This window comes from Psychrobacter sp. CX21 (assembly GCF_057396255.1).
Genome location: NZ_JBXYJG010000008.1, coordinates 1 through 23,786 on the forward strand (window position 1 = coordinate 1; position 23,786 = coordinate 23,786).

Below are 23,786 nucleotides of genomic sequence, written 5' to 3' on the forward strand. Positions count from 1 at the left end.
GAGACTTTCCCAAACTTTGTGTAACTGCTTATAATCCATAGTAAAGGAGAATAAGCAATGACAAAACAAACAGAACTAAAAAAACTAGCCGAACAAATGGCCAAACACGTTGGCAGCTTTGAAGACATCAAAGCATTTCAAAAAGAGCTCATGCAGTCATTTATTGACACTGCATTAGAAGCCGAGATGGAAGAGCATCTAGGCTATCCTAAGCATGAAAAGGCGGATACCCCAAACAAGCGCAACGGTCACACCAAAAAGACAGTGCGCAGTGACACAGGTGAGATTGAAGTATCTACACCCAGAGACCGTGAAGGAAGCTTTGATCCTGTATTGGTTGCAAAGCATCAAACTCGTATCACTGGGCTCGATGATAAAATCATCATGTTTTACGCCAAAGGCCAGACAACCACTGAGATTGTTGAGAGTATCAAAGATATCTATGACGTTGATATCTCAACCAGTCTCGTATCAAGGGTTACTGACAACATCATAGATGACATCACAGCATGGCAGAATCGTCCACTAAGTAGCTTATATCCTATCGTATATTTAGACTGCATTGTCGTTAAAGTACGTCAAGACAAGCAAATCATTAATAAAGCCATCTATCTGGCCTTAGGCGTCAATCTTGAGGGCAAAAAGGAGCTACTGGGTATGTGGCTATCGGAGAATGAAGGCGCTAAGTTCTGGCTAGGTATTCTCACTGAACTACAAAACCGTGGGGTTCAAGATATTCTTATTGCCTGTGTGGATGGTTTAAAAGGCTTTAGCGAGGCAATTAATACGGTATATCCAAACACACAGGTTCAGCTATGTATTGTGCATATGGTACGTTACTCTATGAAGTTTGTACCATGGAAAGATAGAAAAAAAGTAGCGGCTGGTTTAAAGGCGGTTTATGGTGCTGATACGCTTGAGCTGGCAGAGGCTAGCCTTGAGCAGTTTAATGAGATCTGGGGCGATAAATACCCGCATGTGGTTACCTCTTGGCGCAATAATTGGGAGGGCTTAACCGTGTTCTTTGATTACCCGAAAGACATTAGAAAAGCCATTTATACGACCAATGCTATCGAGTCATTAAATAGCGTGATTCGTACCGCTGTGAATAAGCGTAAGATATTCCCATCTGATCAAGCGGCGTTAAAGGTTGTTTATCTAGCGACTCAGCAGGCGTCTAAAAAGTGGTCGATGCCCATCCGTAACTGGACGTCTGCTCTTAATCGATTTATGATTATGTTCGATGAGCGTGTTAGTAAGCATTTAATCTAAATTGCAGTTACACAGAATTCAGGATGGGCTCGAGTCTGTTAAACATTCATATATTACAACTATGGCTTTAAATTAAATATCTAACTTCTACGCCATGTTGTTCCCGCTTTACTGTCTTCTAATACCACCTTACTGTCTTGTAGGATATTTCGAATCTCATCAGCACGTTTAAAGTCTTTGTTAGATTTAGCATCAATACGTTCTTGTATTAGCACATCTATTTGTTCATCAGTAAGCTGATCACTATCCGTCTTCCCTATTTGAGCTTGCAAAAATTCGCTTGGGTCTAGTTGACCGATATTTAAAATTCCTGAAAGCTCTTTTAGTTGTTGAGTAAGCGACTTAAGCTTGTCTATATAATCATTTGAATTAACGTCACGGGCAAGTTTATTCACCTCTTTTGCAAGACTAAATATCACACTTAGCGCCAAAGAGGTATTAAAGTCATCGTTCATTGCAGAAATAAAATCTTGCACATAGTGACTGTTGTAAACACTATAATTTGTACAGTCTTTGATTTTAATGTCTATACTTTTATTATCAAAGCTTATATTGTCTATGTTTGATACAGAATCTGGTTTGGTTGCATCTAGTACTGCATTTGCAGATTTGAGCGCTTGGTATAAGCGTGTTAATCCTGCATGAGCTTCTTTTAACGCTGCATCAGAGAAATTAACCTGACTTCGGTAGTGGCTCGATAAAATGAAAAATCTTATCGTCTCAGGATGGAAGCTTTGCATCACATCCCGAATTGTAAAAAAGTTGCCTAAAGACTTAGACATCTTTTCACCATCTACATTGATAAAGCCCACATGCATCCAGTTATTTGCATAAGTGCAGCCTGTGGCGGCTTCTGATTGAGCTATTTCATTTTCATGGTGCGGGAACTGTAAATCGTGGCCGCCACCGTGTATATCAAAGCTATTTCCCAAGCACTCAGTTGACATCGCTGAACATTCAATGTGCCAACCCGGCCGTCCACTACCCCATTTAGAATGCCATTGCGGCTCACCCGACTTTGCCGCCTTCCACAGTACAAAATCAAAAGGATTCTTCTTATCCGTTTCTACATCCACTCTCGAACCTGCTTGCATATCCTCTAACTTTCTTTTAGATAATTTGCCATAGTCTTCAAAAGACTCTACTGAATAATAAACATCGCCGTTTAAGCCTTCATAGGCATAATTATTATTTTCAAGCGTTTCTATCATCGATAGCATATCGGGAATGTAATCTGTAGCGCGTGGTTCAGCGTCTGGGTTCATGCAGCCTAAAGATTGAGAGTCTTCATGCATGGCCTTTATGAATCTAGCCGTCAACGCTCCTATTTTTTCATTATTCTCATTCGCGCGTGCAATAATCTTGTCGTCAATATCTGTTATATTTCGCACATAATTGACATCATAGCCAAGGTGACGCAACCACCGACTCACAACGTCAAATGCAACAATAACGCGGGCATGCCCAATGTGACAATAATCATAAACTGTCATGCCGCAAACATACATACCGACTTTACCTGCTTCAAGCGGCTCAAAGTTACATTTTTCTGTACGCATTGAGTCGTATAACTTTAAGCCATTTTGGTTTTCAATCAATAGCTGAGATAATGCCTTAGAAGTACGATTAAGTGTTGCTTTTGACATAATTTAAAACCTTCAATGAATACGTAACTTTATTAACAGAAATGGAATACATGATATGGAATGCAAGATATAAAATCTAATGCTAAACGTCTTATTATAGTCAATTAATTAATTTTGGTCTGTTGAATTTGGGGTGTCATCTTACCTAAGCTCACTATAAATTGCTACATAACAAGATACTACTAATCAGTAAATGCTACTAAGCACGAATCAACATTATAAAAACTTCGACAATGCTAGCTTCTTGCTCGACACATATAAGTTAAACACATTTAAGTTAAACTCCTATAAGTTAAACACATATAAGTTAAATAAATAAAAGGATAAAGAAATGGGAAATCGTTTAAGTAAAATTTATACTCGCACTGGAGATGATGGATCAACAGGTATGGCTAATGGGGATAGAATTAGTAAAGCTGATATTTTATTCGATGTTATTGGAGATGTTGATGAATTAAATTCGCATATCGGTATGATTATATCGCATCTTAATGAGTTACATTCAAACCCTAATAAACATTCTGATAGTCACCACATCCCTTCTATAATGGATGTAGTTGAAAATTTAAATATAGTTCAGCATCTATTATTTAACGTAGGCGGTGAATTATCTATGCCTCAGTATAAAGGTATTGATACCTCGCATATTATGTGGTTAGAAGATGAAATCGACATCATCAATAATCAGCTATCAGCATTGAAGGATTTTATCTTGCCTTCTGGGTCTATGCTAGTGAGCCAAATACATATTACTAGAACAGTATGCCGCCGTGCTGAACGTCAAGGGGTTCGTCTTAAAAACAAAGCATACGATGGGATTTCTGATGATATTCTAAAGTTTCTTAACCGTCTATCAGACTGGCTATTTGTTCTTGCTAGATATTGCACCAAACTAGAAGGGTCTAATGAGGTATTATGGAATAAAACTATATTAAGTAAATTTGATCAGTAATGAAAAGGTTAATTGAGTCTTATCTTATAATCTATGAAGTTTATAAGGGTATACATAGATTGAAAAAGGATCAAATGTTCAATTTGATCCTTTTTTTATTTAAAATATAATTTTTTTAGAACTGTCTTAGTAAGTACCTTTTTCTTCAATGATGAGCATCTCTATGCTGTCGTCAGTTGGCACTTCAAATTCTTCACTTGAGGGTATTGGTTTTTCAATCACATCTTCTATATCACGTTCAGGTTTGGCAGGTAAGGTCGGTTCAATAGGATTAACCTGCTCAGTAGGCCGTGTTTGTTCAGGTTCGTAAGTAGACCGAGGTTCAGAGTCATTTCGGTTCGAATTACTACTTATTTGATCATCATTATCATAAGAATTATCTATCGATGGTGGCTGAACAACCACCGTACGAGATGGTGCAGTAGGTGGCCTGCTAGCATCGAGTGCAGACTTATACTGAGATCTGGCAATGATATCTGCTGCTGCTGAAAGCACAGGCGGGAACCCTACGATACGGGCCACAGGCTGACCATTTTGTTCACCAACCACATAATTAAAATCGTTACTAACAAGCATATTATTATTTAAAGTCACATTTTTTGTTCTTAAATAATTATTCAAATTGCCTTCTTCAAGCAGCTCATAAACTTTTTTAGCGCGTGTTACATCTTTATTAGGTAGCGTTAAGCTTAGGCTTGAATTACAGGTTACCACACCTTGAGCATTGGTCTGTTGTAATACTTTTGGATTAGCCACATCAATTAATATGGTGTTGACTGCATTGTTTGCATCACTATAGTTTAAAGTTGTACCCGCCCGCTCTCCAAAACTTTTAAATAAGTTCTGAGTTTGAGAGCTGACAGATGACTTGACAGATTGAGTCAATTGATTCAAAACAGCAGGATCATCACATTCTATAGTAATTGTATTAACCGCCGCATCGTTGTTCATACCATCAACCGTCACTTGCTCATCTTGAGGATTAGTGGCATCCGTATCGGTTTTATCTTTCTTCGTACAACCAACAGCCGTTAGGCCGCAAACTACTGCGACTCCTAATAATTTCTTATGACGAGCGATACTGTCTAAACTTAATGTCATCTTGACCTCTTAGCTTATTATTTCTCTTATTTTGGTATAAGGAGATAAGTGTTATAAAAGTTATAATACTAAAAATACATTAATGTATTTTTAAACTTGAATGTTATTAATAAACTTTAAATAAAAGTGTAGTATTAAAATTTTAGAGTCGATTTATTAATCTACTGTCAATAAATAAATGAAACAACAAAAGGTTAATAGACACTAAATAACGTTTTTAACTTATCTTAATTCATAAAGTACATAGAATGTTAAATATGCATATATAGGCTATTATACGCCAAATCTTATTTATTTGTTATTCAATATACTCTAATCAATAAGCGTTTATTGAATGATGTTATTAATTACCTACAAACCATTTAATTTTAATAGCTTACATGAATATCAGTAGAGCCCATTATGACTTCAAAGCATAGTTCGCCCTCAAGCCTACCACAGCTTAGTATTGTAAAAATGTTAAGGTCGAGTAATACCCGTTTGCTAGGTCATCGCGGCGTACGTGGTGAACAATTTGAAAATAGTTTAATAGGATTCAAACATTTAGCAGCATTAACAAAGCGTTCGTCAGGTTTGCTAGCGGGCGTAGAGTTTGATGTTCAATTAACACAAGATGGTGAATTGGCGGTTTTTCACGATGATATTTTGCTTAGGCTATTTAAGTTACAATCAAGAATAGATAACATCTCATTTAAAAAGTTGCAACACTTGACAGAGGGTAACTATCAAGTTGCCTCATTAGAACAGTTAGCGCCACTTTTAGAAAGCTATCAACACATTGAATTAGAAATTAAAACTCACAATAGAACCAATTACGCTAACCTCATAAAAGCTCTTAATGACTCCCTTTGTCAGAAATTACTCGTCTCTCTTCCTATTACACTCACCAGCTTTGATTTAAAATTGCATGAATTGATCAATGCACATCCTATCCTAAAAACTTTTAGAAGAGGGTTACTTGTTGAGTTGCATGACAGTGTCATAAAAGATATTGCTTCACATACCAACAATCGGCCTATATCTGATATAACTGATTATCGTTCATTTAATCTTAATACACTGACATCTACCGAACAACCTTTATCACAAGCACCTCATATTGCCATGCGTTTAGGCTGCAAAAGTGTGGGACTATACTTCGCCCTCTACGGTCCATCAATAATGAGACTATGCAAGCACCACGGACTATCGACTACGGCTTGGACGGTTAATGAAACAGATGAAGCCAAACGCTTAATCAAGCTTGGGGTTCGTTATATTATTACGGACTTCCCTACTAATTTACTGGAAGACGGGGCTGCACATACTTAATAGCACTAATAAATGTTACCAATTATTGTTACCAATAACTGTTTTAAGTGTTTATTGAAAGTAAATTTTGACCAATTAACTAATAACTGAGTGAATAAATGTTCACTTTAATACAAGTTTGGGGTATGCTATTAGTTCAGTAATTAATAGATTGCAAGGACAGCTTTTAGTATGCTTTATGAAACCAAAAACCCTCTCAATAAGTTATCTCACGCATTGAGTAGCACGTTACGTCAAGGTAAACGTGTTTTAAACGACTTTCCCGAAGTGATACAGACACTGCGCCGTCGTGTTACACCAAGTGTTAAGAAGCCATCAACTGATCTTTTAGACTTTAATGACCGTTTTGATAACCCTAAGCTCACCATACCTACAGTCAAAGCTTCAGATTCTAGTTTATTACAATTCAATCAATCTGCTACTCAGCCTATAGATAACGAGCTTGCCGAAGAGCTTGCCTTCAAGCGAGCACCAATTAACTGGGTTCCAGCTGTGGTGCTGGTTGCGACACCTCTTGCTGCTGCAGTTATCACGCCTTGGTATCTAATGAAACACGATGTGAGTGCGCCGGTTTGGGGCGTGTTTGCTGCAGTTGGTGTTTGGACCAGTTTAAGTATCACCGCAGGCTATCACCGGCTAATGTCTCATCGTAGTTATAAGGCACATCCTGCGGTGCGCAATTTTTTCTTAGTCGGTGCTACACTAGCCGTTCAGGGTTCAGCATTTGATTGGTGCTCTGGACACCGTACCCACCACAAGTATGTCGATGACCGTATGAAAGATCCCTACTCTGCAAAGCGTGGTTTTTGGTTTAGTCATATTGGTTGGATGTTAAAAAAATACCCAAGTGGCAATTTTGATTATAAAAACATTCGTGATTTGACCAATGATAAAGTGCTGCAGATTCACCATAAATACTATGGTCTTTGGGTATTGGGCGCTAATGTAGGGCTAATTGGCGCTATTGGCTGGGTCGTTGGTGATGTATGGGGCACCTTATTATTAGCGGGTCTGGTTCGCTTAGTGCTTAACCATCACTTAACCTTCTTTATCAACTCCTTATGCCATATGCATGGTAAGCGTACCTATACTGATACCAACACTGCGCGTGATAATTTTATATTAGCTATCCCCACATGGGGTGAGGGTTATCATAACTACCATCATTTCTTTCAGTATGACTATCGCAATGGGGTTAAGTGGTGGCAGTATGACCCGACAAAGTGGCTGATTTCGGTGTTAGCTAAAGTTGGTTTGGCATCTGATTTGCGTGTGGTAGATGATACGACCATCAAACATGCTGAGGTTAATATGCAGTTTAAGCGCGCCCAGCAGAAAATTGAGCATATAAAAACCAACAAACTTGAAGATGACTCGCTACTCCCCTACTCAATACAGACTTTTAGTGACCGTATTCAGTTTGAATATGACCTATTCACCGAGACGGTAAAAGAGTGGCAAGCGCTTAAAACTAAGTCAATGCAATTGAAAAAAGAAGCCATTGCCGATAAACTTCATGAAGTTGATGATATGCTGAGTGATCAATACGCGCTTATTGAGGGGCGGATATTTGCCCACAATAGAAATGTGAAACGAGCCTTTCGTACCGTCGGCTTTAAATCAGTCTTATAAACACTAAAAACTATAATAATAAACTTTGTTTCCTCCTCCCCTTCTTATAAGGGGGTTTTTTTTGACTTATAAGCTGTCACCTCTACAGTACTGTGTATTATAGTCATCAAAACTTAAATTGGTTATGAGGCAACCGAGTACAAGTTATACTTACATAGACCTACTTGATTAGCTCATAACTTTTTAATAGATTGTTGGCTAAGCAGTTAGTTAACATCAAGTATGCGTTAGCAAACTTATAATATTAGATACTATCCTTTTAATTAAACGATTAAAGCTAAAATCATGAATTATAACAACAGTTACGCAAGACTTGATGAACGTCTATATAACAAACAAAACCCTTCCCCTTTATCTAATCCTAAAGCTGGTCACTTTAACCCCATCGTTGCCAATCAAATTGGTTGGGATAAAAATGATACATTAATGGATAATTGGGTAGAGATCATCGCAGGTATCAAAATACCTAATGGGTTTGAACCTTTAGCAATGGCGTATGCAGGGCACCAATTTGGTCATTGGGCAGGTCAGCTTGGCGATGGACGCGGCTTACTTATGGCGCAGGTTATCGATAACAATAATCAACTTACAGACCTTCACCTTAAAGGCGCAGGACTCACCCCCTTTTCACGTATGGGTGATGGACGTGCGGTGATGCGTAGCACGATTAGAGAATATTTGTGTGGTCATGCTATGTCGTGTTTGGGTATTCGATCTTCGAATGCGTTGGGATTCATCACTTCTGATACGCCAGTACGCCGTGAGCGTATGGAACAAGGTGCTGCGCTTATGCGTGTAGCGGATACTCATATTCGTCTTGGCCATGTTGAATGGATTGCAAACTTTGCTCCAGAGCTTATGCATGACTTCACCAAGTACATGATTGAAACCTACTATCCTGAATATAAATCATCTAGTACACCAATAGCTGATTTTATTTCAGCTGTTGTTCGACGAACCGGGACTCTGATTGCTAATTGGCAATTAATAGGGTTCGCGCATGGTGTTATGAATACCGACAATTTATCGATAACTGGTACGACTATAGACTACGGTCCATTTGGGTTTATGGAACGTTTTAATCCAGCGTGGATAAACAACCATTCTGACTACACTGGACGCTATTCTTATCAAAACCAGCCGGCTATTGGTCATTGGAATCTAAATATTTGGATGAAGCATTTTATGCAACTTTCAAATAGGAATATTTTTGTTGATACAAAAGAAAATATTAATCGAGAAGTATTGGATAAATGTTTGGCCCAATACGAACCAGTTTTCTCTCGCCACTATCAACAAGGTATCTGTCGTAAATTAGGCTTGCCTTGGTCTCTACTCTCTACACATACTAAACTTAAAAAGAATCCAAACCGTACAGATGACTTTAATAGTAAGGCAGATAGTAATATAAGAGATAAATCGAATAATTTTAATGACAACACGGCAATAGAACCAGATGATACAAAAAGAATAAACGATACGCTCAAACTCGCCTTTGAGTTTTTAGAGTTGATCGAATCCAATAAATTAGATTATACCAATAGCTTTAGAGCACTGATTGCAGTGTTTACAGAAGACAGCTCAAGTTATAATCATGAATATAATCATGAATATCCAAATGATTATCTACATGAACAATTACTTATGAAAAAATTAAAAGATGAGCTAGCAGCCGATCAGTTAGAAGCATTTGAGCAGTGGATAAGTAACTATAAATCACATGTGCAACATATTATAACTAGTAATGGCAAGCTTAATCGCGGTCATCCGAGCCGAATTAGTGATTTAATAGAAAATTTGACAAAAGCTAATCCCGCTTATGTACTTCGTAATAATATGGCTCAACAAGCGATTGAAATGGCTCTGCAAGGTAATTTTCGTGAAGTAGATAGATTGTATCAATTATTATCTACCCCTTACGATGTGCAGTCAATTGCTCAAGAAAGTGACTTTACACCTCCTGCACCTGATGAAGAGCCCTTAGTGGTGAGTTGTTCATCTTAAGTTAATAATGATGGTTCAAAATCAGTTTTAAATTATTAATTAGACGTTAATAATAAGGCCATAAGTGTCTTTTTTTGATATGAATAGCTACTTGATTATTCGTTGATTTAGACTTGTAATTAGTTAATTACTCCTTATTAGTTTCTTAATTAGTTAATTACTCTTTATTAGTTTCTTAAATAGTTACTTTAATAATTAGTTTCTTGAATAGTTGCTTCATTCAATAATTTATAACTATACTTGGATTGATTTGATTAAGTTAGATCAATAATTTGTATCATAAATTTGTACAAATAAACCAAATTTGCATTTCGTATTTGAACCGAATTGCGTTACCCTATATTGTAATAATTTATATCACCTTCAATCTTAGATATTAGTGATATAATATTAAGATTGAAAATTGCGACACTTATGAGTCTCCCTTTAGCGGAGTTCCTTTTTATTCAAGTTATAATTGGTCTTAAACATGAGCGATATTACTTCAAATACCCCTGCCGTTCCTAATGATATTAGCAAATTAAATCAAGAGCAGTTCGAACAATCTGCCCTGCATTATCATGAGAATCCTATTCCAGGTAAGATTTCTGTTACCCCTACGAAGCAAATTGCTAACCAGCATGATTTAGCGTTAGCTTATTCACCAGGTGTTGCAGTTCCTTGTTTAGAAATACAAAAAGACCCAAAGCTTGCAGCAAAATACACTGCTCGAAATAATTTAGTAGGCGTTGTGACAAATGGTACGGCCGTTCTTGGACTGGGTAATATCGGCCCATTAGCTTCTAAACCTGTCATGGAAGGTAAAGGCGTATTATTTAAGCGTTTTGCTGGTATTGATGTCTTTGACATAGAAGTTGCTCAAAATGATCCCGACAAGTTCATTGAAGCGGTTGCCTCTTTAGAACCTACATTTGGCGGCATTAATTTAGAAGATATCAAAGCCCCTGAATGTTTCAAAATCGAGCGTGAATTGCGCGAACGTATGAACATTCCAGTATTCCATGATGACCAACATGGTACTTCAATTATTGTTGGTGCCGCACTCATCAACGCTCTACAACTTATTGACAAAAAAATCGAAGACATCAAAGTTGTTTGTTCTGGTGCAGGTGCTGCCGCTATCTCTTGCTTAGATTTAATCTGCGCTCTTGGTGTTAAAAAGTCAAACATCTTTGTATCAGACTCGCGTGGCATTATCTCAACCAAACGCGAAAACTTAGACGAAAGTAAACAGCGCTATATACGTGACACCAATGCGACAACTTTAGAAGAAGTTATGCCAAGTACTGATATGTTCTTAGGACTATCTATGCCAGGCGTTTTGACTAAAGACATGGTTGAAAGCATGGCGCGCGATCCAATTATCTTTGCGTTAGCTAACCCAACTCCTGAAATTATGCCAGAGATTGCTCATGCCATTCGTGATGACATTATTATGGCAACGGGTCGTTCCGACTATCCTAACCAAGTCAATAATGCTTTGTGTTTTCCTTATATCTTCCGCGGAGCTCTAGATGTTGGGGCCACTACTGTCAATGAAGAGATGAAAATTGCCTGTGTACATGCAATTGCTGCTATGGCACATGTTGAAGCCACGCCGCTTCAAGGTCAAAAATACATCGACACCAGCAAAACGTTTGGTCGTAATTATCTGATCCCAGGCCCACTTGAACCTAACTTAATTATTGAGATTGCCTCTGCGGTTGCTAAAGCTGCAATGGATTCAGGTGTAGCTACTCTACCGATCGAAGACTTTTCTGCTTATCGTCAAAAGCTATCTGCTTTTGTTTATAACTCCGCTTTAATAATGAAGCCATTGTTCGCTCGAGCTAAAGAAGATCCAAAACGCATTGCCTTTAGTGAAGGCGAGGATCCAAATGTACTACGCGCCGTTCAGGTAGTTGTTGATGAAGGCTTAGCCAAACCTATATTAATAGGCAGACCGGCTATTATCGAAGCACAAATCGAAGCGCTTGGATTAAGACTTGAAGCGGGTGTTAATGTTGAAATTATTAATCAACATGACGATCCACGCTACAAAGATTATTGGCAATCATACTACGCTAAAAACAAACGTGATGGGGTAAGTATCGAGCTTGCGCGCCGTGATGTCCGTCGTAAAACAACATTGATTGGCTCGCTACTTGTCGAAAAAGGTGATGCTGATGGCCTTATTTGTGGTACTTTCAGTCATTATCATTTACACCTTGACTATGTTCAGCGTGTGATTGATAAAGTAGAAGGCGCTACTAATTTTTATGCAATGAATGCCGTATTAATGCAAAACCGTAATTTATTCATTGCTGATACTTATATTCATGAAAATCCTACAGCTGAACAATTAGCAGAAATGACGGTATTGGCTGTCGATCAAATGCGCAGATTTGGTATCACACCACGAGTTGCTTTATTATCACATTCAAACTTCGGCACCTCAGATCTTGAAAATGCTGTCAAAATGCGAAATGTCTATAATATATTAACTGAAATGGATGTTGATTTTGAGTTTGATGGTGAAATGCATGGAGATGCAGCGCTGGATGACTTTATCCGTATGCAAGATTTTCCACACAGCGTATTAAGTGGCCCTGCTAACTTATTGATCATGCCAACTCTTGATTCGGCGAACATTGCTTTCAACTTGCTTAAAACTGCGACTCACAGTGCGTCTATCGGTCCAATATTACTAGGAGCGAGTAAGCCTGTACACATATTGACGCCTTCAGCCACTGCACGCCGTATCGTTAATATGACTGCGTTAGCGGTAACAGAAGCTCAAGATATTGCATAAAGTTAACTGACTGTTTATATATATGAACTTATATCAATGTTATAAAATTAAAGCCAGCATAATTGCTGGCTTTATTCGTTTGTAGATATATTAGATAATAATCATAAGTATAGTCAGCGAACTACTAAACGGTTACGGCGTTAACCTCGTTTAGCCTACTCCAGTAGCACTTGCACTCGGTTGCCTTGTAACCATTTTAGACTTCTTTGACTATACATGACATGTATAAGTTAATGTATTTCACATTTATTGAATATCAGCTTTTATAAAATAGCATTCATTTTTAATATGATGACAAATATTAGCGCCGTCATCACGATCAGTACTCGGTGCAGTAGTGTTGAATCAAATATACTTGTCATCATGATATTTGAATCTTGAACGATGTTATAGCTATGATTATCTATATCATAATTTTGAGTAGCGTCATCGAATTTACGCATGGTCTCTAGAAAATGCTCTAAGAACCATTCAGACCATTCAAGTGGTTTAAAAGGTATGAACTGTATAAGTTCAGGAGAATTAGATTGGATTGAGTCTTTAAACCATATGCTGTCGTCTAGATTCAAACTTCGCATACGCCAATCATCAAAACTGTATTTTTTTATAGGCTTTAATAGAATTACTTTGATTGTTTTATGTCTATCATCCTTATAAATCCTTTCCATCAAAGGTAATAAGACGTCTTTGTTACCTTCTAAACACTGCATAAACTTCTTTTTATTATTACAAAGCATGCCTCTGATATTATTTTTACGATTATAATCTTCGGCATGATAGAGTATATGTTCAAATATTGAAGCATCCAATTTCTTACTTAAAGTGCTGACATACACCAGCCTTAAAAGCTGCTTATCATCCATTTTGTATGATTCATTATTTAATTTGGCAAAGCTTGAAACCATCATTCAATATTCTCTTGTTAAATCTTTAAACAGCCACACTGTATTTTTTTATCTTAAAGTACTGATTTTATTTATAAATTGATTCTCAACAAGATTATAAAAATAAACTCATATTTTTATATAAAATTATTTAGCCTATAAAAAATATGACTATAATAATCTATAGTCTTAGTTCTATTGCCAAAGCTTATTATATAGAATAAATGGATCCTCTGTATTTAAAATTTCTTACATATGATATAAAAAAAGGAAATGTATGAAAACGTATATGGTCGGTGGCGCAGTACGAGACAAACTACTTAACCGTGACTACACTGACAAAGACTTTGTAGTAGTCGGTGCAACTCCAAAACAAATGCTAGAAGCAGGCTTTATACAAGTCGGTGAGGACTTTCCTGTATTTCTACATCCTCAAACTAAAGAAGAATATGCTCTAGCACGTACCGAACGTAAATCTGGTAAGGGCTATAAAGGGTTTGAAGTATATGCGTCACCAGAAGTAACTATTGAGGATGACTTATTACGCCGTGATTTGACCATTAATGCCATGGCGATAGAAGTTAAAAGCTTATATGACGATACTCCTATTTACGCAGATATCGTTGACCCCTACCATGGTCAGCAAGATCTTAACGATAAAATTCTACGCCATGTCTCGCCCGCATTTAGTGAAGATCCCCTCAGAGTATTGAGAATCGCTCGATTTTATGGTCGTTTTTACAATACCGAATCTAATGATAACTTTAGTATAGCCCCTGAGACAGTTTTATTAATAAATGATATAAATAACAGCGGCGAATTAGATCACCTAACCGCTGAAAGGGTATGGCAAGAGACTAGTCGAGCGTTATTGGAAGGCTCACCGCAAGCTTACATAGATTGCTTAATTCAGATCGGCTCCCTACCCTATATTATGCCTAACCTTGCTAGTGCATTAGAAGACATTCGATTGAAACTTTTAGTATTTAATTCATTACAACTTGCAGGTGAATATCAGTTGAATTTGGCTCAGCGCTGGACGATACTAAATTTTGCCTTCAATGTAGATTACGAAATTCGCTTACATGGTTTGCGCAATACTAAACCTACTAATGACGCTGACAACCAATGGATGGTTCAATCTAATAAATTGGCACAACGGTTAAAAGTGCCTACTAAAATTATTCAATTCACCAAAGCTTATATAAATTGCTACCCTTACTTGTGTAGGTTAGAGGATCTCACGGCAAATGATATTGCAAATTTTATAAAGGCTACAAAAGCTGACAAGAGCAATCTAGAATTAAATCAACTTATTCAAGTACATAAAATTTTAGAGCTTACATCCGTCCTGATAAACTTTGACCATTATATTAAAGCGTTTCAACAAATATCTATCAAAGATGTTGATAAAGGGCTGCAAGGTAAAGCAATTGGTGACGCAATACAACAAGCTCGAGTAAATGCAATCAATACGCTTCTTTGATTTTTGATAAAAAAATAGCGTATGACGCTTGCAAAATAAAATTTTTCAGGTAATATAATGCGTCTAATAAAGTTGTTTAAACAGCTTGCTTTAGGGCCCATAGCTCAGTTGGTTAGAGCGCACGACTCATAATCGTTCGGTCGTAGGTTCAAGTCCTACTGGGCCCACCATATTCTTAAACTAAATATAATTAAGGCTTACCTATATTATTTAGGTGAGCCTTTTTTATTCTTTATAAATTACTGCTTACCCCACAAGTATTTTTCTATGATGCCATCATTGGTGGTGTAATATAATTCATCGCCATCAATCAAAGCTCTAAATTTCAAATCATGTGCATGATTTGAATCAGTCATATGTCCATAGCGGAGGTTTCGATTCATAAACTTAGCCGACATTGGATCAATTTCATACTCTACTGCTTTGGTTTGATAGTTAAAATTATTTGATTCCGACAACTGCTGGAGATATGGAATCGTCACTTTGTACTTTCCTTTATCCATAACTGATGATAAAGCTTTACTGTCCTTATCAAGCATTAGATCAAATTGAGGGGTAAAGTCCTGATCATGGATACTAACTGTGTCCTGAGAGACAATTTTAGGTGCTTCTGACACATCGAATAAAGTGGTTTGAATGCCAATTGGTACTGCTCTTTCATTAACGGTATAGCCTACTCCCATCAAATATGTATCATTCATTTGGTGCAGGTAAGCCGAATAGCCGGGCATTTCTAGTTCACCCTCCATTTTTGGATTAGTAGGATCAGATAAATCTATTTTATACAATGGATCCGAATTTTTAAATGTAACAATATAGCCCTGATTACCCATGAAACGAACCCCTTTTATACGTTCACCAGGTTTGCCGATTACCTTAGGTTTTTGCTTATTGGGTAATGTGGCTAATGTAACCAATTCAAGCTTAGTATCAGACTCTTCTAATGTATGCAGCATATTTTTAATTCCATCTGCACTATCGGAGCTGGTTGCAATACGTAATATACCTTGATATTCATTCATACTAAAGCTAGGTACTTCTTCATTAATGATACCTTCTACTTGACCAGAACCAACATAACTTATTTCTTTAACATCATTGTCAATAGCAAACTTATGGAGGGTTGTTTTCTCTATAGGTGGTATATACTCCACCATACTAGGTTCCACATCACTATTTTCAAGCTCAGATGTGCTGTCAGTTTGATAGTATTCATTATTGGCAAAATACATAGCAGCATCACTCATATAAAAGCCATTCGCACTGCTCGCCACACATATGCTCTTATGTTCCCTACTTTTGAGATTAAATTTATGTATTAATGTTAAATCCCTATAATTTATTGAAGCTGAGTTATTATCTTTATTGGACCTAGGCACATAACACGCTTTAGGGTCAATAGGTTTACCATCATTTCCAAGTGGCATACGTCTTGCTAACTCTTGTTGAGACAACCTATATTTATCTTGACATCGCCCAATAGCTGATTCAGGAGTTGATGCTAATTTATCAACTATATTGATATAGTAAGAATCACTGTCACAATTAAAATTATCTGGTAAGTCGATACTATTTTGGGTAATCACATACAAATCATCATCGATTTTACGAGACTGCTTATAATCTCCAGTTAATCTAATAGATAATATAGATTCTGGGGCATGGATATCTTTTAAATCATAGCCTTCGATGTCTATGAAGCTATTAGAGCGCTCTTGACTATGTGGATCGTATGAAAAACCTGCTAAATTTAGAGCATAAAGATGGTTTTTAGTAAGGTATATACCTTCCAGCTCGTTGTCGGTATATATTGATATTGAGCTAATTTTAGACGGAAGTAAGGTTGATGAAGAAATTTGGCGATTTGTAATTCGTGGATTATTTTGGGATTGATTTTGGGAATTATGTTGATTGTTATTTTGAATAAAGCTTGCTTTTTTAAAGTCTGACTTATTATAGATTCGTATCGCTTTTCTACCCTCTTTATCTCCATATAGAAAAATATAATTAGCGTTTTGCTTTGCAAAATCAGCTTCATCTACTCCTTGTTCAATTAAATTAGTTTTGGAGTAACTTGCATTTGTAGCAGGTTCGTCTGAAGCCGCAACTGCATCTTCTAAAACAGAGTCATAGTCTATATTGTCGTAATCATTATAATAATAATCGTTACTAATCATATCTTCAATATGACTGCTCATAGCATTGTTGATGTGGTCTAATAGCGCCCTTTCTCCTTTGACTAAAGAGTATTTACCGACAGGTTTGTCGCTAGGATACTCACCTATATAATCTTTATCGGATTGAGTAGTCGTTGATTGCGTAGAGGTATTACTTTTTAAGAGTCCTGACTCTGTGTCATTGACAGACTGATCGCAGCCAGTTAATTTAAAACTGGCTATAGGTAGGATTAAAAAGAGAGGTATCAATTGTCTTGTTAACATCAAACTTCCATATTAATTGTTTTTAAATGACGATTTATAAGCGAGATGGATTAATGATTTAATAATAGCTTAAACAAAAAACCTTTTAAATACACGCATTTGGTATTCAAAAGGTTTATCAAATTTGATTCTCATGCTAATTGATCAGTCTACATATTTTGGTAAGCCGCAACTTCTAAGCTTGGCATAATAAGCATTATTCCAACTATAAAAAAAGGTATAGAGATTAAGCTTTTTAGGAAGGGGGATTTACATTTATCCCAGCGCGTTATAATAAAATATAAGTTAGCAAAGGGGACAAATAAGTACATGAGACCCCATGCGGTTGACTCTCTAAAAGCAATGATTATGAGTTTAATACCGTAAAATAAAGAGATAGCGAGTCCAATAAAAAATAAAATAAGCCCTAAAATATACATTTGGTTTCCAGAATAAGTGGTTTACAAATTATTAATAGATAATTATTAAGGTTTAATAATTATCTATTTTCAATTCTAGTAAATATATAGACTTATTAAAATAAAAACAATGTAAATCTTAGATAAATTAATAATAGTTAGTAATTATATATTGAAGTTATCATTGATAGCGCTAGTCAATGTTACCATCTTTGACGTTATACGATTCTTTCATAATTTTATTGAGTTTAGGCTGAAGCACCCAAACACCAATTGGATAAAACCAGATTAAAATCATATTAATAAAGTATTCATTTTTCTTTTCCGCTTTATGCTCAGCTAGCGTTATGGTTTTACCCAAATAATAAAAAATATATAAAATGCCGACTATCATTATGAGTTGTATTAAGAACATATAATGAAAATAATTGAAAATAGCGCTTTCAAGATATGAGTTATTTATTGAACTAACCATTATGAACATAAAGCTTGTAAATATTAAAAACAAAATAAATACGGCAGTTGCAGCAAACTTAAATCTTTGTAAATGTGGTTTTAGATGCATAGGAATTTTTGCATATAACTTAGTGCCTATTGCCCAGTACCACATCAATAAAAAGATTTGACCGATAAACGATAATAAAATATTAATCCCAAATACGGTAGAAAATGTAGACTCAAATGCGCTGATAGATGACGCACTGCTTGAACTTATGGTTTTAAAGAGAATAAACATACAAACCATTTGCAGTATGAATGGTATGGCAAAAATTAGTATGAACACCTGCCAATGTTTTAGTTTTAGAAGTTTAATAAGCATAAATTCATCTTTTAAATATTTTTGAAGAAAATTCTATAAATGTTTATTACAAAATTTAAATATAGCGCTATAAATAGCAAAAGACATTGATCGTAAGGTTATTAATAGTAAAGGATATTAATAGTAAAGGTTATTTAGATTAAATGTTATAGGCGATAAAGTAATTATTTAAAATAATCCACTTTACCCCTTAGAGCCTTTGTCTTACCTCGCAACACCTTATTATCGACTCGTTTACGCTTGGCATTACGGCTAGGTTTGGTAGGTCGTCTGGTTTTGCTCACACGAGTGGCAGAAACAATAAATTGTTTCAAACGCTCGATTGCGTCCTCTTTATTTCGCTCTTGGGTGCGGTGCTGCTGCGCTTTAATTATCAGTACGCCGTCTTTAGTGATGCGATTGTCTTTGGTATCTAGTAAACGCTGTTTTAGCGCATCGCTTAGGCTTGACGCCTTAATGTCAAAACGCAGATGAATGGCGGATGAAACCTTGTTAACGTTTTGCCCGCCAGCGCCTTGGGCGCGAATAGCGGTCAGTTCCACATCGGTGTCATAGAGGGTTATGCTATTATTGGCGCTATCGATATATATCATGGTGATTGTATTCATTTTATTTATTTATATTTTTTATAAACACTATGCCCAAAAAACAAGAATAATATATAAAAAAAACCTCCTCCTAATAAAATATCGGCATAACCATAACTGGTTGATCTCATTGCTGCGCCAACTATAATATACGTTGCTGGTACTGCTGGCAGTACGTATCTTAAGAACTTGTGCTCCCAAAAATAGCCAATAATGAACATAAACCCCACTGAAATAGCAAAACCAATCCACTTTAAAGCGTCTAAAGAAAAAATAATGATATCTCCTTCGTAGAGCCGTTTTTTATAAGGCTTAAAAATTTAATGAAAAAGTGACTGACTTTGAATATGTTAGTAAGACAGGTCGTGAATATAGCAAGTTTAAGAATTTCTTTGATAAAGCATACTATCGTATAAAACACCCAAAATAGTTTGAATATATGTAATCAAGCTTTTAGTATATGCTAAGCACTTAGCTTCATATCAAGCATCAACCGAAGAAAGCGATTAAACTTATCAGGGTTTGAGAGTAAATGGTTAGTCATCCCTCTAAATGAGGCTTCAGCGTCAAAAAGCGCATCTTCGGCGGCAGTTGGATAAGTGCCTAACATAATCTGATCGGTGGTATTATTTTCAAATTGCTTTACGACTATTTCATTTTCGTTAATCTTATCTCAAATAGTTTTATGGAAGTTCACCATATCATCTTCGGTAAACCCCTCCCCTGCAAAAATATAATTAAGCTGACGAATAATCTCTGACAGATAATCTTCTTTTTTGTCCTTAGGTGTCGCTGTCCCCAGTCCGCCGGCAGGATCTAGCTTATAGTCCTCAGAGTGCTCCTGTAGCTTTAAGTCCTGCTGTTTGAGTTTAGACACACGGTATAGTGCCGTCGATAAGCTGTACCTTACCTTTGCGCTCGGCGGTTTTATGATTGGTTAATATCCAAATATAGGTGGCAATACCGGTGTTGTAGAACATATCGGTGGGCAGTGCGACAATGGCTTCTAATAAATCTGACTCCAAAATATAACGTCGTATTTCACTCTCACCGCTACCTGCCCCACCTGTAAATAAGGGCGACCCATTTAAGATAATACCGATACGACTGCCCTGATGACTGTCATCCGAACCTGATGGGGATCGCATCTTACTGATTAGATGCAATAAGAACAGTAGCGATCCATCCGACACCCGTGGCACGCCGGGTCCAAAACGACCGTCATAGCCTTTTTGTGAATGCTCATCTTTAATCTCGCCAGCTATCCTTTTCCAGTCCACCCCAAACGGCGGATTAGACAACATATAATCAAACTGTTGACCCGCCAACTGATCATCTGACAAGGTATTACCCAGCTTAATACGGCTCACTTCTTGACCTTTAATTAGCATATCGCCTTTACAAATGGCGTAGGACTCAGGGTTTAACTCCTGCCCAAAGGCACGCATCACCGCATTCGGGTTCAGCTCTAGCACATACTCCATGCCTGACGATAAAAAGCCGCCTGTACCTGCGGTGGGGTCATAAATCGTACGAATGATACCTTCTTTGCTTAGTGCTGCATCGTCTTCCATAAATACCAACGACGTGGTTAAGCGGACAATATCACGCGGGGTAAAGTGCTCCCCTGCGGTTTCATTCGAGCTTTCTGCAAAGCGGCGGATTAACTCCTCAAATACCAAGCCCATCTCATGGTTAGAAATAGCGTCAGGGCTTAAATCGATGTTCATAAACTTCTGTACCACTTTATACAATAAGTTGGCATCGTTTAATTGCCCGACAAACTCTTCAAATTTAAAATGGGCAAATATCTCACGCGCATCTTTTGAGAATGACTGAATGTAGTGACTTAAATTGGATTCGATATCGCTTTGACCCATGGTCGCAAGCATCATCGGTGAAGTGTTATAAAAAGACAAGCTGCCCGTTTTACGTAGTATAAATCTAGCCGCTGCTTCCTCCGCCAAATCCATAGATTGAATCTTTTTTGCTTCTGCCACCACGGCGTCTTTGGTGTCTTGTAAGACACACTCCAATCGCCGCAACAAGGTAAAAGGCAGAATAATTCGACCATACTGGGACTGTTTAAAGTCGCCTCGCAATAGGTCGGCAACCGACCAGATAAAGGCGGCTAGATTGGTTGACGTGGTAGATTTTGAAATTCCAGCACTAGAAATTGACATAGGACTCTTTAGATAATTGTATAATTTAATAGTTATGTAAATGAATAACTGGATGCGTTGATAAGTAAGTTTAGGTTTATGAGGGTTATTTGTCCATTCTTTTAATAAATGTCAAATTAAACCATTGGGATGACTTAGTTCATGTAACTTAGTTGATGTAAATTAGTTCATGTAAATTAGCTTATGTAATTTGACTCATATATTAAAGTTTACGAAGATAAACGAATGTCAATTATTTAAATCATCAAATCCCTATTTTTAATAGGTGATTGGTTCATACTCTATATGTAAAGCCAAGCTCACAATATGCTAAGTTAAACCTATCATTTAAAGTCTTAATACAGCCCCTAGTTTAATTCTAAAGATTTATTCAAACCCAGATGGTTCAAGTCTTTAATAATTTAAGAGGTAACTTTATGCAAACCATACCTATTCCCCCGTTAGAGCAGACCCTTGAACGCTTTATAGACGGTATCTCCCCATTATTAAACCCCCAACAGATTGAGCAAACTCAACAAGCTGCTGAAGCGTTTAAACAACAAGGTGGGCCAAAGCTACAAGAACGATTAATAGACTATGCCGAACTGCAAACGGTAAAAGGGAAAAGCTGGCTGACCGATCTTAAGCTTAATGAGTATCTGCACGATAGCCGCACCCATTCCATAACCAATAATGCTAGCCTGCAATTAGACTACCCTTACTCTACAAAGGCTCAAAATGTTCAGGATCAAAGTCGAGGTGCCGAACAAAGTATATCGCATGCTGCATCCCTTATTCATCGCTTACTACGCTTGCACATAGACTATATTAATGATGATATCGAGCAGCCTGTAGATGCACGCAATCAGCCTATATCTATGTACAACTGGCGAATGCTGACAGGCTCCATGCGCATCGCCAATAGCCAACAAGCAGACTTACAAGCTGTCAAACAATCTGACACACAAGCTAATAACTATGATTATTACTATTATGCCCCCAAACAGGCTGCTAATCGTTTAATTAGTGTGTTTTGGCAGGGTCATCATTTCAGTGTTCAAGCAACTGATAGCAATGGTCATATCTATTCAACGTCTGCCATTGAAAGTGCGCTTGAATCAATTATGCAAGGTGAATATAAGCAACAAGCCTATGGATTTAGTGAAATTAGCGCTTTAGACAGTATTAAAGCCCAACAATACCTAGATGAGCTTTGTGAACAGCCACACAATCTACAGGTGTACGACGCTTTAAAAGATAGCTTATTTTGCTTTTCTTTATATCATTCAGTCGTTGATGATGAACAGCAAATCAAACAGCAGACCTTTATACCGGGCAATGCTTGGCAATATAAGCCCAACACCTATCAGATGGATTTAGATTCAGATTTTCTCGCTATCCACTTTGAGCACAGCGAAATTGATGGTGCTGCCATATTACAAATGTTCAACTATGCATTACATGTTGAGTTAGACAATACTGAATTGGCTCAAGGTGAGATGAATATAGAACATATGGATTGGGAGTATGATGCCGACTTTGCAAAGCGCGTTAAGCAAGACATCGCAGATATTTATACACAAGCAGATAAATATAACGTACGTATTTGTACCGCAGACTATACAGACATAACCCGAAAAGTTAGTCATGATGCGCTAATGCAATTTGCTATGCTATATGCGCAGTTAAAGGTATCCGGTAAAGTCCGTAACACCTATGAGGCAGTTGATACCAGTCACTTTATGGCAGGACGTACCGAAGCCTTACGTCCAAATAGTGCTGAAGCCATTGAACTTGCTACTTCGCTATTAAATAATGAAGCGACTACAGATGATCTTGATAAAGCATTGGCTGCGCATAAACAGCGCGTGATTGCTTGCAAAAAGGGTCAAGCCTTTGACCGTCATTTATCAGGTCTAAAGTATATGATTGATATATATGATGATTCAAGCAACGATCTTACTAATGACCAAAGCATCAAAGCGTTTTACAACAGTCCCGGTTATAAGACTTTAACCGGAGGTGACTTCTTATCTACCTCATCTATGGGTAGCCAAACACCCGTTAAGCGTATTTTATTCGCCCCCGTTATGGAAGGCGGCTTTGGAGTTAACTATAGCTTAAATGATAAAGACTACGAAATTGTTTATTTTGGTGATAAGAAAAGCAGTCAGTATTTAGATGCTATGTGTCAAGCCAGCGTCGAAGCTATTGAAAAGATAGTTAAATTGGCAGGCTAGCTTAAGATATAATTATTTAAAAAATACTTTTAATACGTTTTCATTAGTTTTAGTACAAT

General features: G+C 37.0%; 16 protein-coding genes, 1 tRNA gene and 1 pseudogene. 9 read left to right on the plus strand and 9 right to left on the minus strand.

From position 1 onward, the window contains the following. Nucleotides 1–57 precede the first annotated feature (57 nt). Entirely contained in the window at nucleotides 58–1,272 is a 1,215-nt protein-coding gene (locus AC2SLP_RS06090; RefSeq protein ID WP_486535535.1) for an IS256 family transposase, read from the plus strand. Between the two features lie 80 nt (nucleotides 1,273–1,352). Here AC2SLP_RS06090 and cysS read toward each other — a convergent pair whose 3' ends face one another. Further along, complete coding sequence (gene cysS, locus AC2SLP_RS06095) at nucleotides 1,353–2,831, minus strand: cysteine--tRNA ligase (protein WP_486535861.1); 1,479 nt, start codon at nucleotides 2,829–2,831, stop codon at nucleotides 1,353–1,355. 418 nt (nucleotides 2,832–3,249) lie between these two features. On the opposite strand from cysS, the gene AC2SLP_RS06100 reads away from it, so the two are divergent. Continuing rightward, the gene (locus tag AC2SLP_RS06100; RefSeq protein ID WP_486535783.1) at nucleotides 3,250–3,870 is read left to right on the plus strand and encodes a cob(I)yrinic acid a,c-diamide adenosyltransferase; all 621 of its coding nucleotides are present in this window, start codon (nucleotides 3,250–3,252) and stop codon (nucleotides 3,868–3,870) included. Nucleotides 3,871–3,996: 126 nt separating this feature from the next. Here the strand turns inward: AC2SLP_RS06100 and AC2SLP_RS06105 are convergent, their stop codons facing one another. Continuing rightward, nucleotides 3,997–4,971, minus strand: coding sequence for a hypothetical protein (locus tag AC2SLP_RS06105; RefSeq protein WP_486535784.1), 975 nt, complete (start codon nucleotides 4,969–4,971; stop codon nucleotides 3,997–3,999). A gap of 402 nt (nucleotides 4,972–5,373) precedes the next feature. Here AC2SLP_RS06105 and AC2SLP_RS06110 point away from each other — a divergent pair, with 402 nt between their 5' ends. The 4 genes from AC2SLP_RS06110 (at nucleotide 5,374) to AC2SLP_RS06125 (ending at nucleotide 12,709) form a co-directional block, all read left to right on the plus strand. Further along, nucleotides 5,374–6,282: a glycerophosphodiester phosphodiesterase gene (locus tag AC2SLP_RS06110; RefSeq protein WP_486535785.1), complete on the plus strand. Its 909-nt coding sequence runs from the start codon at nucleotides 5,374–5,376 to the stop codon at nucleotides 6,280–6,282. A gap of 171 nt (nucleotides 6,283–6,453) precedes the next feature. Next, on the plus strand, nucleotides 6,454–7,914 hold the full coding sequence (locus AC2SLP_RS06115; protein WP_486535786.1) for an acyl-CoA desaturase: 1,461 nt from the start codon (nucleotides 6,454–6,456) through the stop codon (nucleotides 7,912–7,914). Between the two features lie 285 nt (nucleotides 7,915–8,199). Then, nucleotides 8,200–9,918 carry a protein adenylyltransferase SelO gene (locus tag AC2SLP_RS06120; protein WP_486535787.1) on the plus strand — a complete coding sequence of 573 codons (1,719 nt, stop codon included), beginning with the start codon at nucleotides 8,200–8,202 and terminating at the stop codon, nucleotides 9,916–9,918. Nucleotides 9,919–10,387: 469 nt separating this feature from the next. Then, complete coding sequence (locus AC2SLP_RS06125; RefSeq protein ID WP_486535788.1) at nucleotides 10,388–12,709, plus strand: NADP-dependent malic enzyme; 2,322 nt, start codon at nucleotides 10,388–10,390, stop codon at nucleotides 12,707–12,709. 263 nt (nucleotides 12,710–12,972) lie between these two features. On the opposite strand, the gene AC2SLP_RS06130 is transcribed toward AC2SLP_RS06125, so the two are convergent. After that, a complete protein-coding gene (locus AC2SLP_RS06130) occupies nucleotides 12,973–13,617 on the minus strand; it encodes a BLUF domain-containing protein (RefSeq protein WP_486535789.1) in 645 nt (214 codons plus the stop codon). Nucleotides 13,618–13,870: 253 nt separating this feature from the next. Between AC2SLP_RS06130 and AC2SLP_RS06135 the strand changes: the two genes are divergently transcribed. Continuing rightward, nucleotides 13,871–15,079: a tRNA nucleotidyltransferase/poly(A) polymerase-related protein gene (locus tag AC2SLP_RS06135; RefSeq protein ID WP_486535790.1), complete on the plus strand. Its 1,209-nt coding sequence runs from the start codon at nucleotides 13,871–13,873 to the stop codon at nucleotides 15,077–15,079. 93 nt (nucleotides 15,080–15,172) lie between these two features. Beyond that, nucleotides 15,173–15,249: transfer RNA gene (locus tag AC2SLP_RS06140), tRNA-Ile, on the plus strand. A gap of 69 nt (nucleotides 15,250–15,318) precedes the next feature. Here the strand turns inward: AC2SLP_RS06140 and AC2SLP_RS06145 are convergent. The 6 genes and pseudogenes from AC2SLP_RS06145 to AC2SLP_RS06170 all read right to left on the minus strand — a co-directional run. Beyond that, nucleotides 15,319–17,520, minus strand: coding sequence for a beta-propeller domain-containing protein (locus tag AC2SLP_RS06145; RefSeq protein WP_486535791.1), 2,202 nt, complete (start codon nucleotides 17,518–17,520; stop codon nucleotides 15,319–15,321). Nucleotides 17,521–18,111: 591 nt separating this feature from the next. Beyond that, complete coding sequence (locus AC2SLP_RS06150) at nucleotides 18,112–18,738, minus strand: hypothetical protein (RefSeq protein WP_486535792.1); 627 nt, start codon at nucleotides 18,736–18,738, stop codon at nucleotides 18,112–18,114. 164 nt (nucleotides 18,739–18,902) lie between these two features. After that, nucleotides 18,903–19,346, minus strand: coding sequence for an alternative ribosome rescue aminoacyl-tRNA hydrolase ArfB (gene arfB / locus AC2SLP_RS06155; RefSeq protein ID WP_486535793.1), 444 nt, complete (start codon nucleotides 19,344–19,346; stop codon nucleotides 18,903–18,905). Between the two features lie 442 nt (nucleotides 19,347–19,788). Further along, nucleotides 19,789–19,935 (minus strand): hypothetical protein, encoded by a 147-nt coding sequence (locus AC2SLP_RS06160; protein ID WP_486535794.1) that lies wholly within the window; start codon nucleotides 19,933–19,935, stop codon nucleotides 19,789–19,791. A gap of 63 nt (nucleotides 19,936–19,998) precedes the next feature. Further along, a complete protein-coding gene (locus tag AC2SLP_RS06165; protein WP_486535795.1) occupies nucleotides 19,999–20,202 on the minus strand; it encodes a hypothetical protein in 204 nt (67 codons plus the stop codon). A gap of 7 nt (nucleotides 20,203–20,209) precedes the next feature. Beyond that, nucleotides 20,210–21,508: pseudogene (locus AC2SLP_RS06170) on the minus strand (type I restriction-modification system subunit M); the annotation flags it as partial. 416 nt (nucleotides 21,509–21,924) lie between these two features. On the opposite strand from AC2SLP_RS06170, the gene AC2SLP_RS06175 reads away from it, so the two are divergent. Continuing rightward, the gene (locus AC2SLP_RS06175; RefSeq protein ID WP_486535796.1) at nucleotides 21,925–23,727 is read left to right on the plus strand and encodes a choline/carnitine O-acyltransferase; all 1,803 of its coding nucleotides are present in this window, start codon (nucleotides 21,925–21,927) and stop codon (nucleotides 23,725–23,727) included. Nucleotides 23,728–23,786 lie beyond the last annotated feature (59 nt).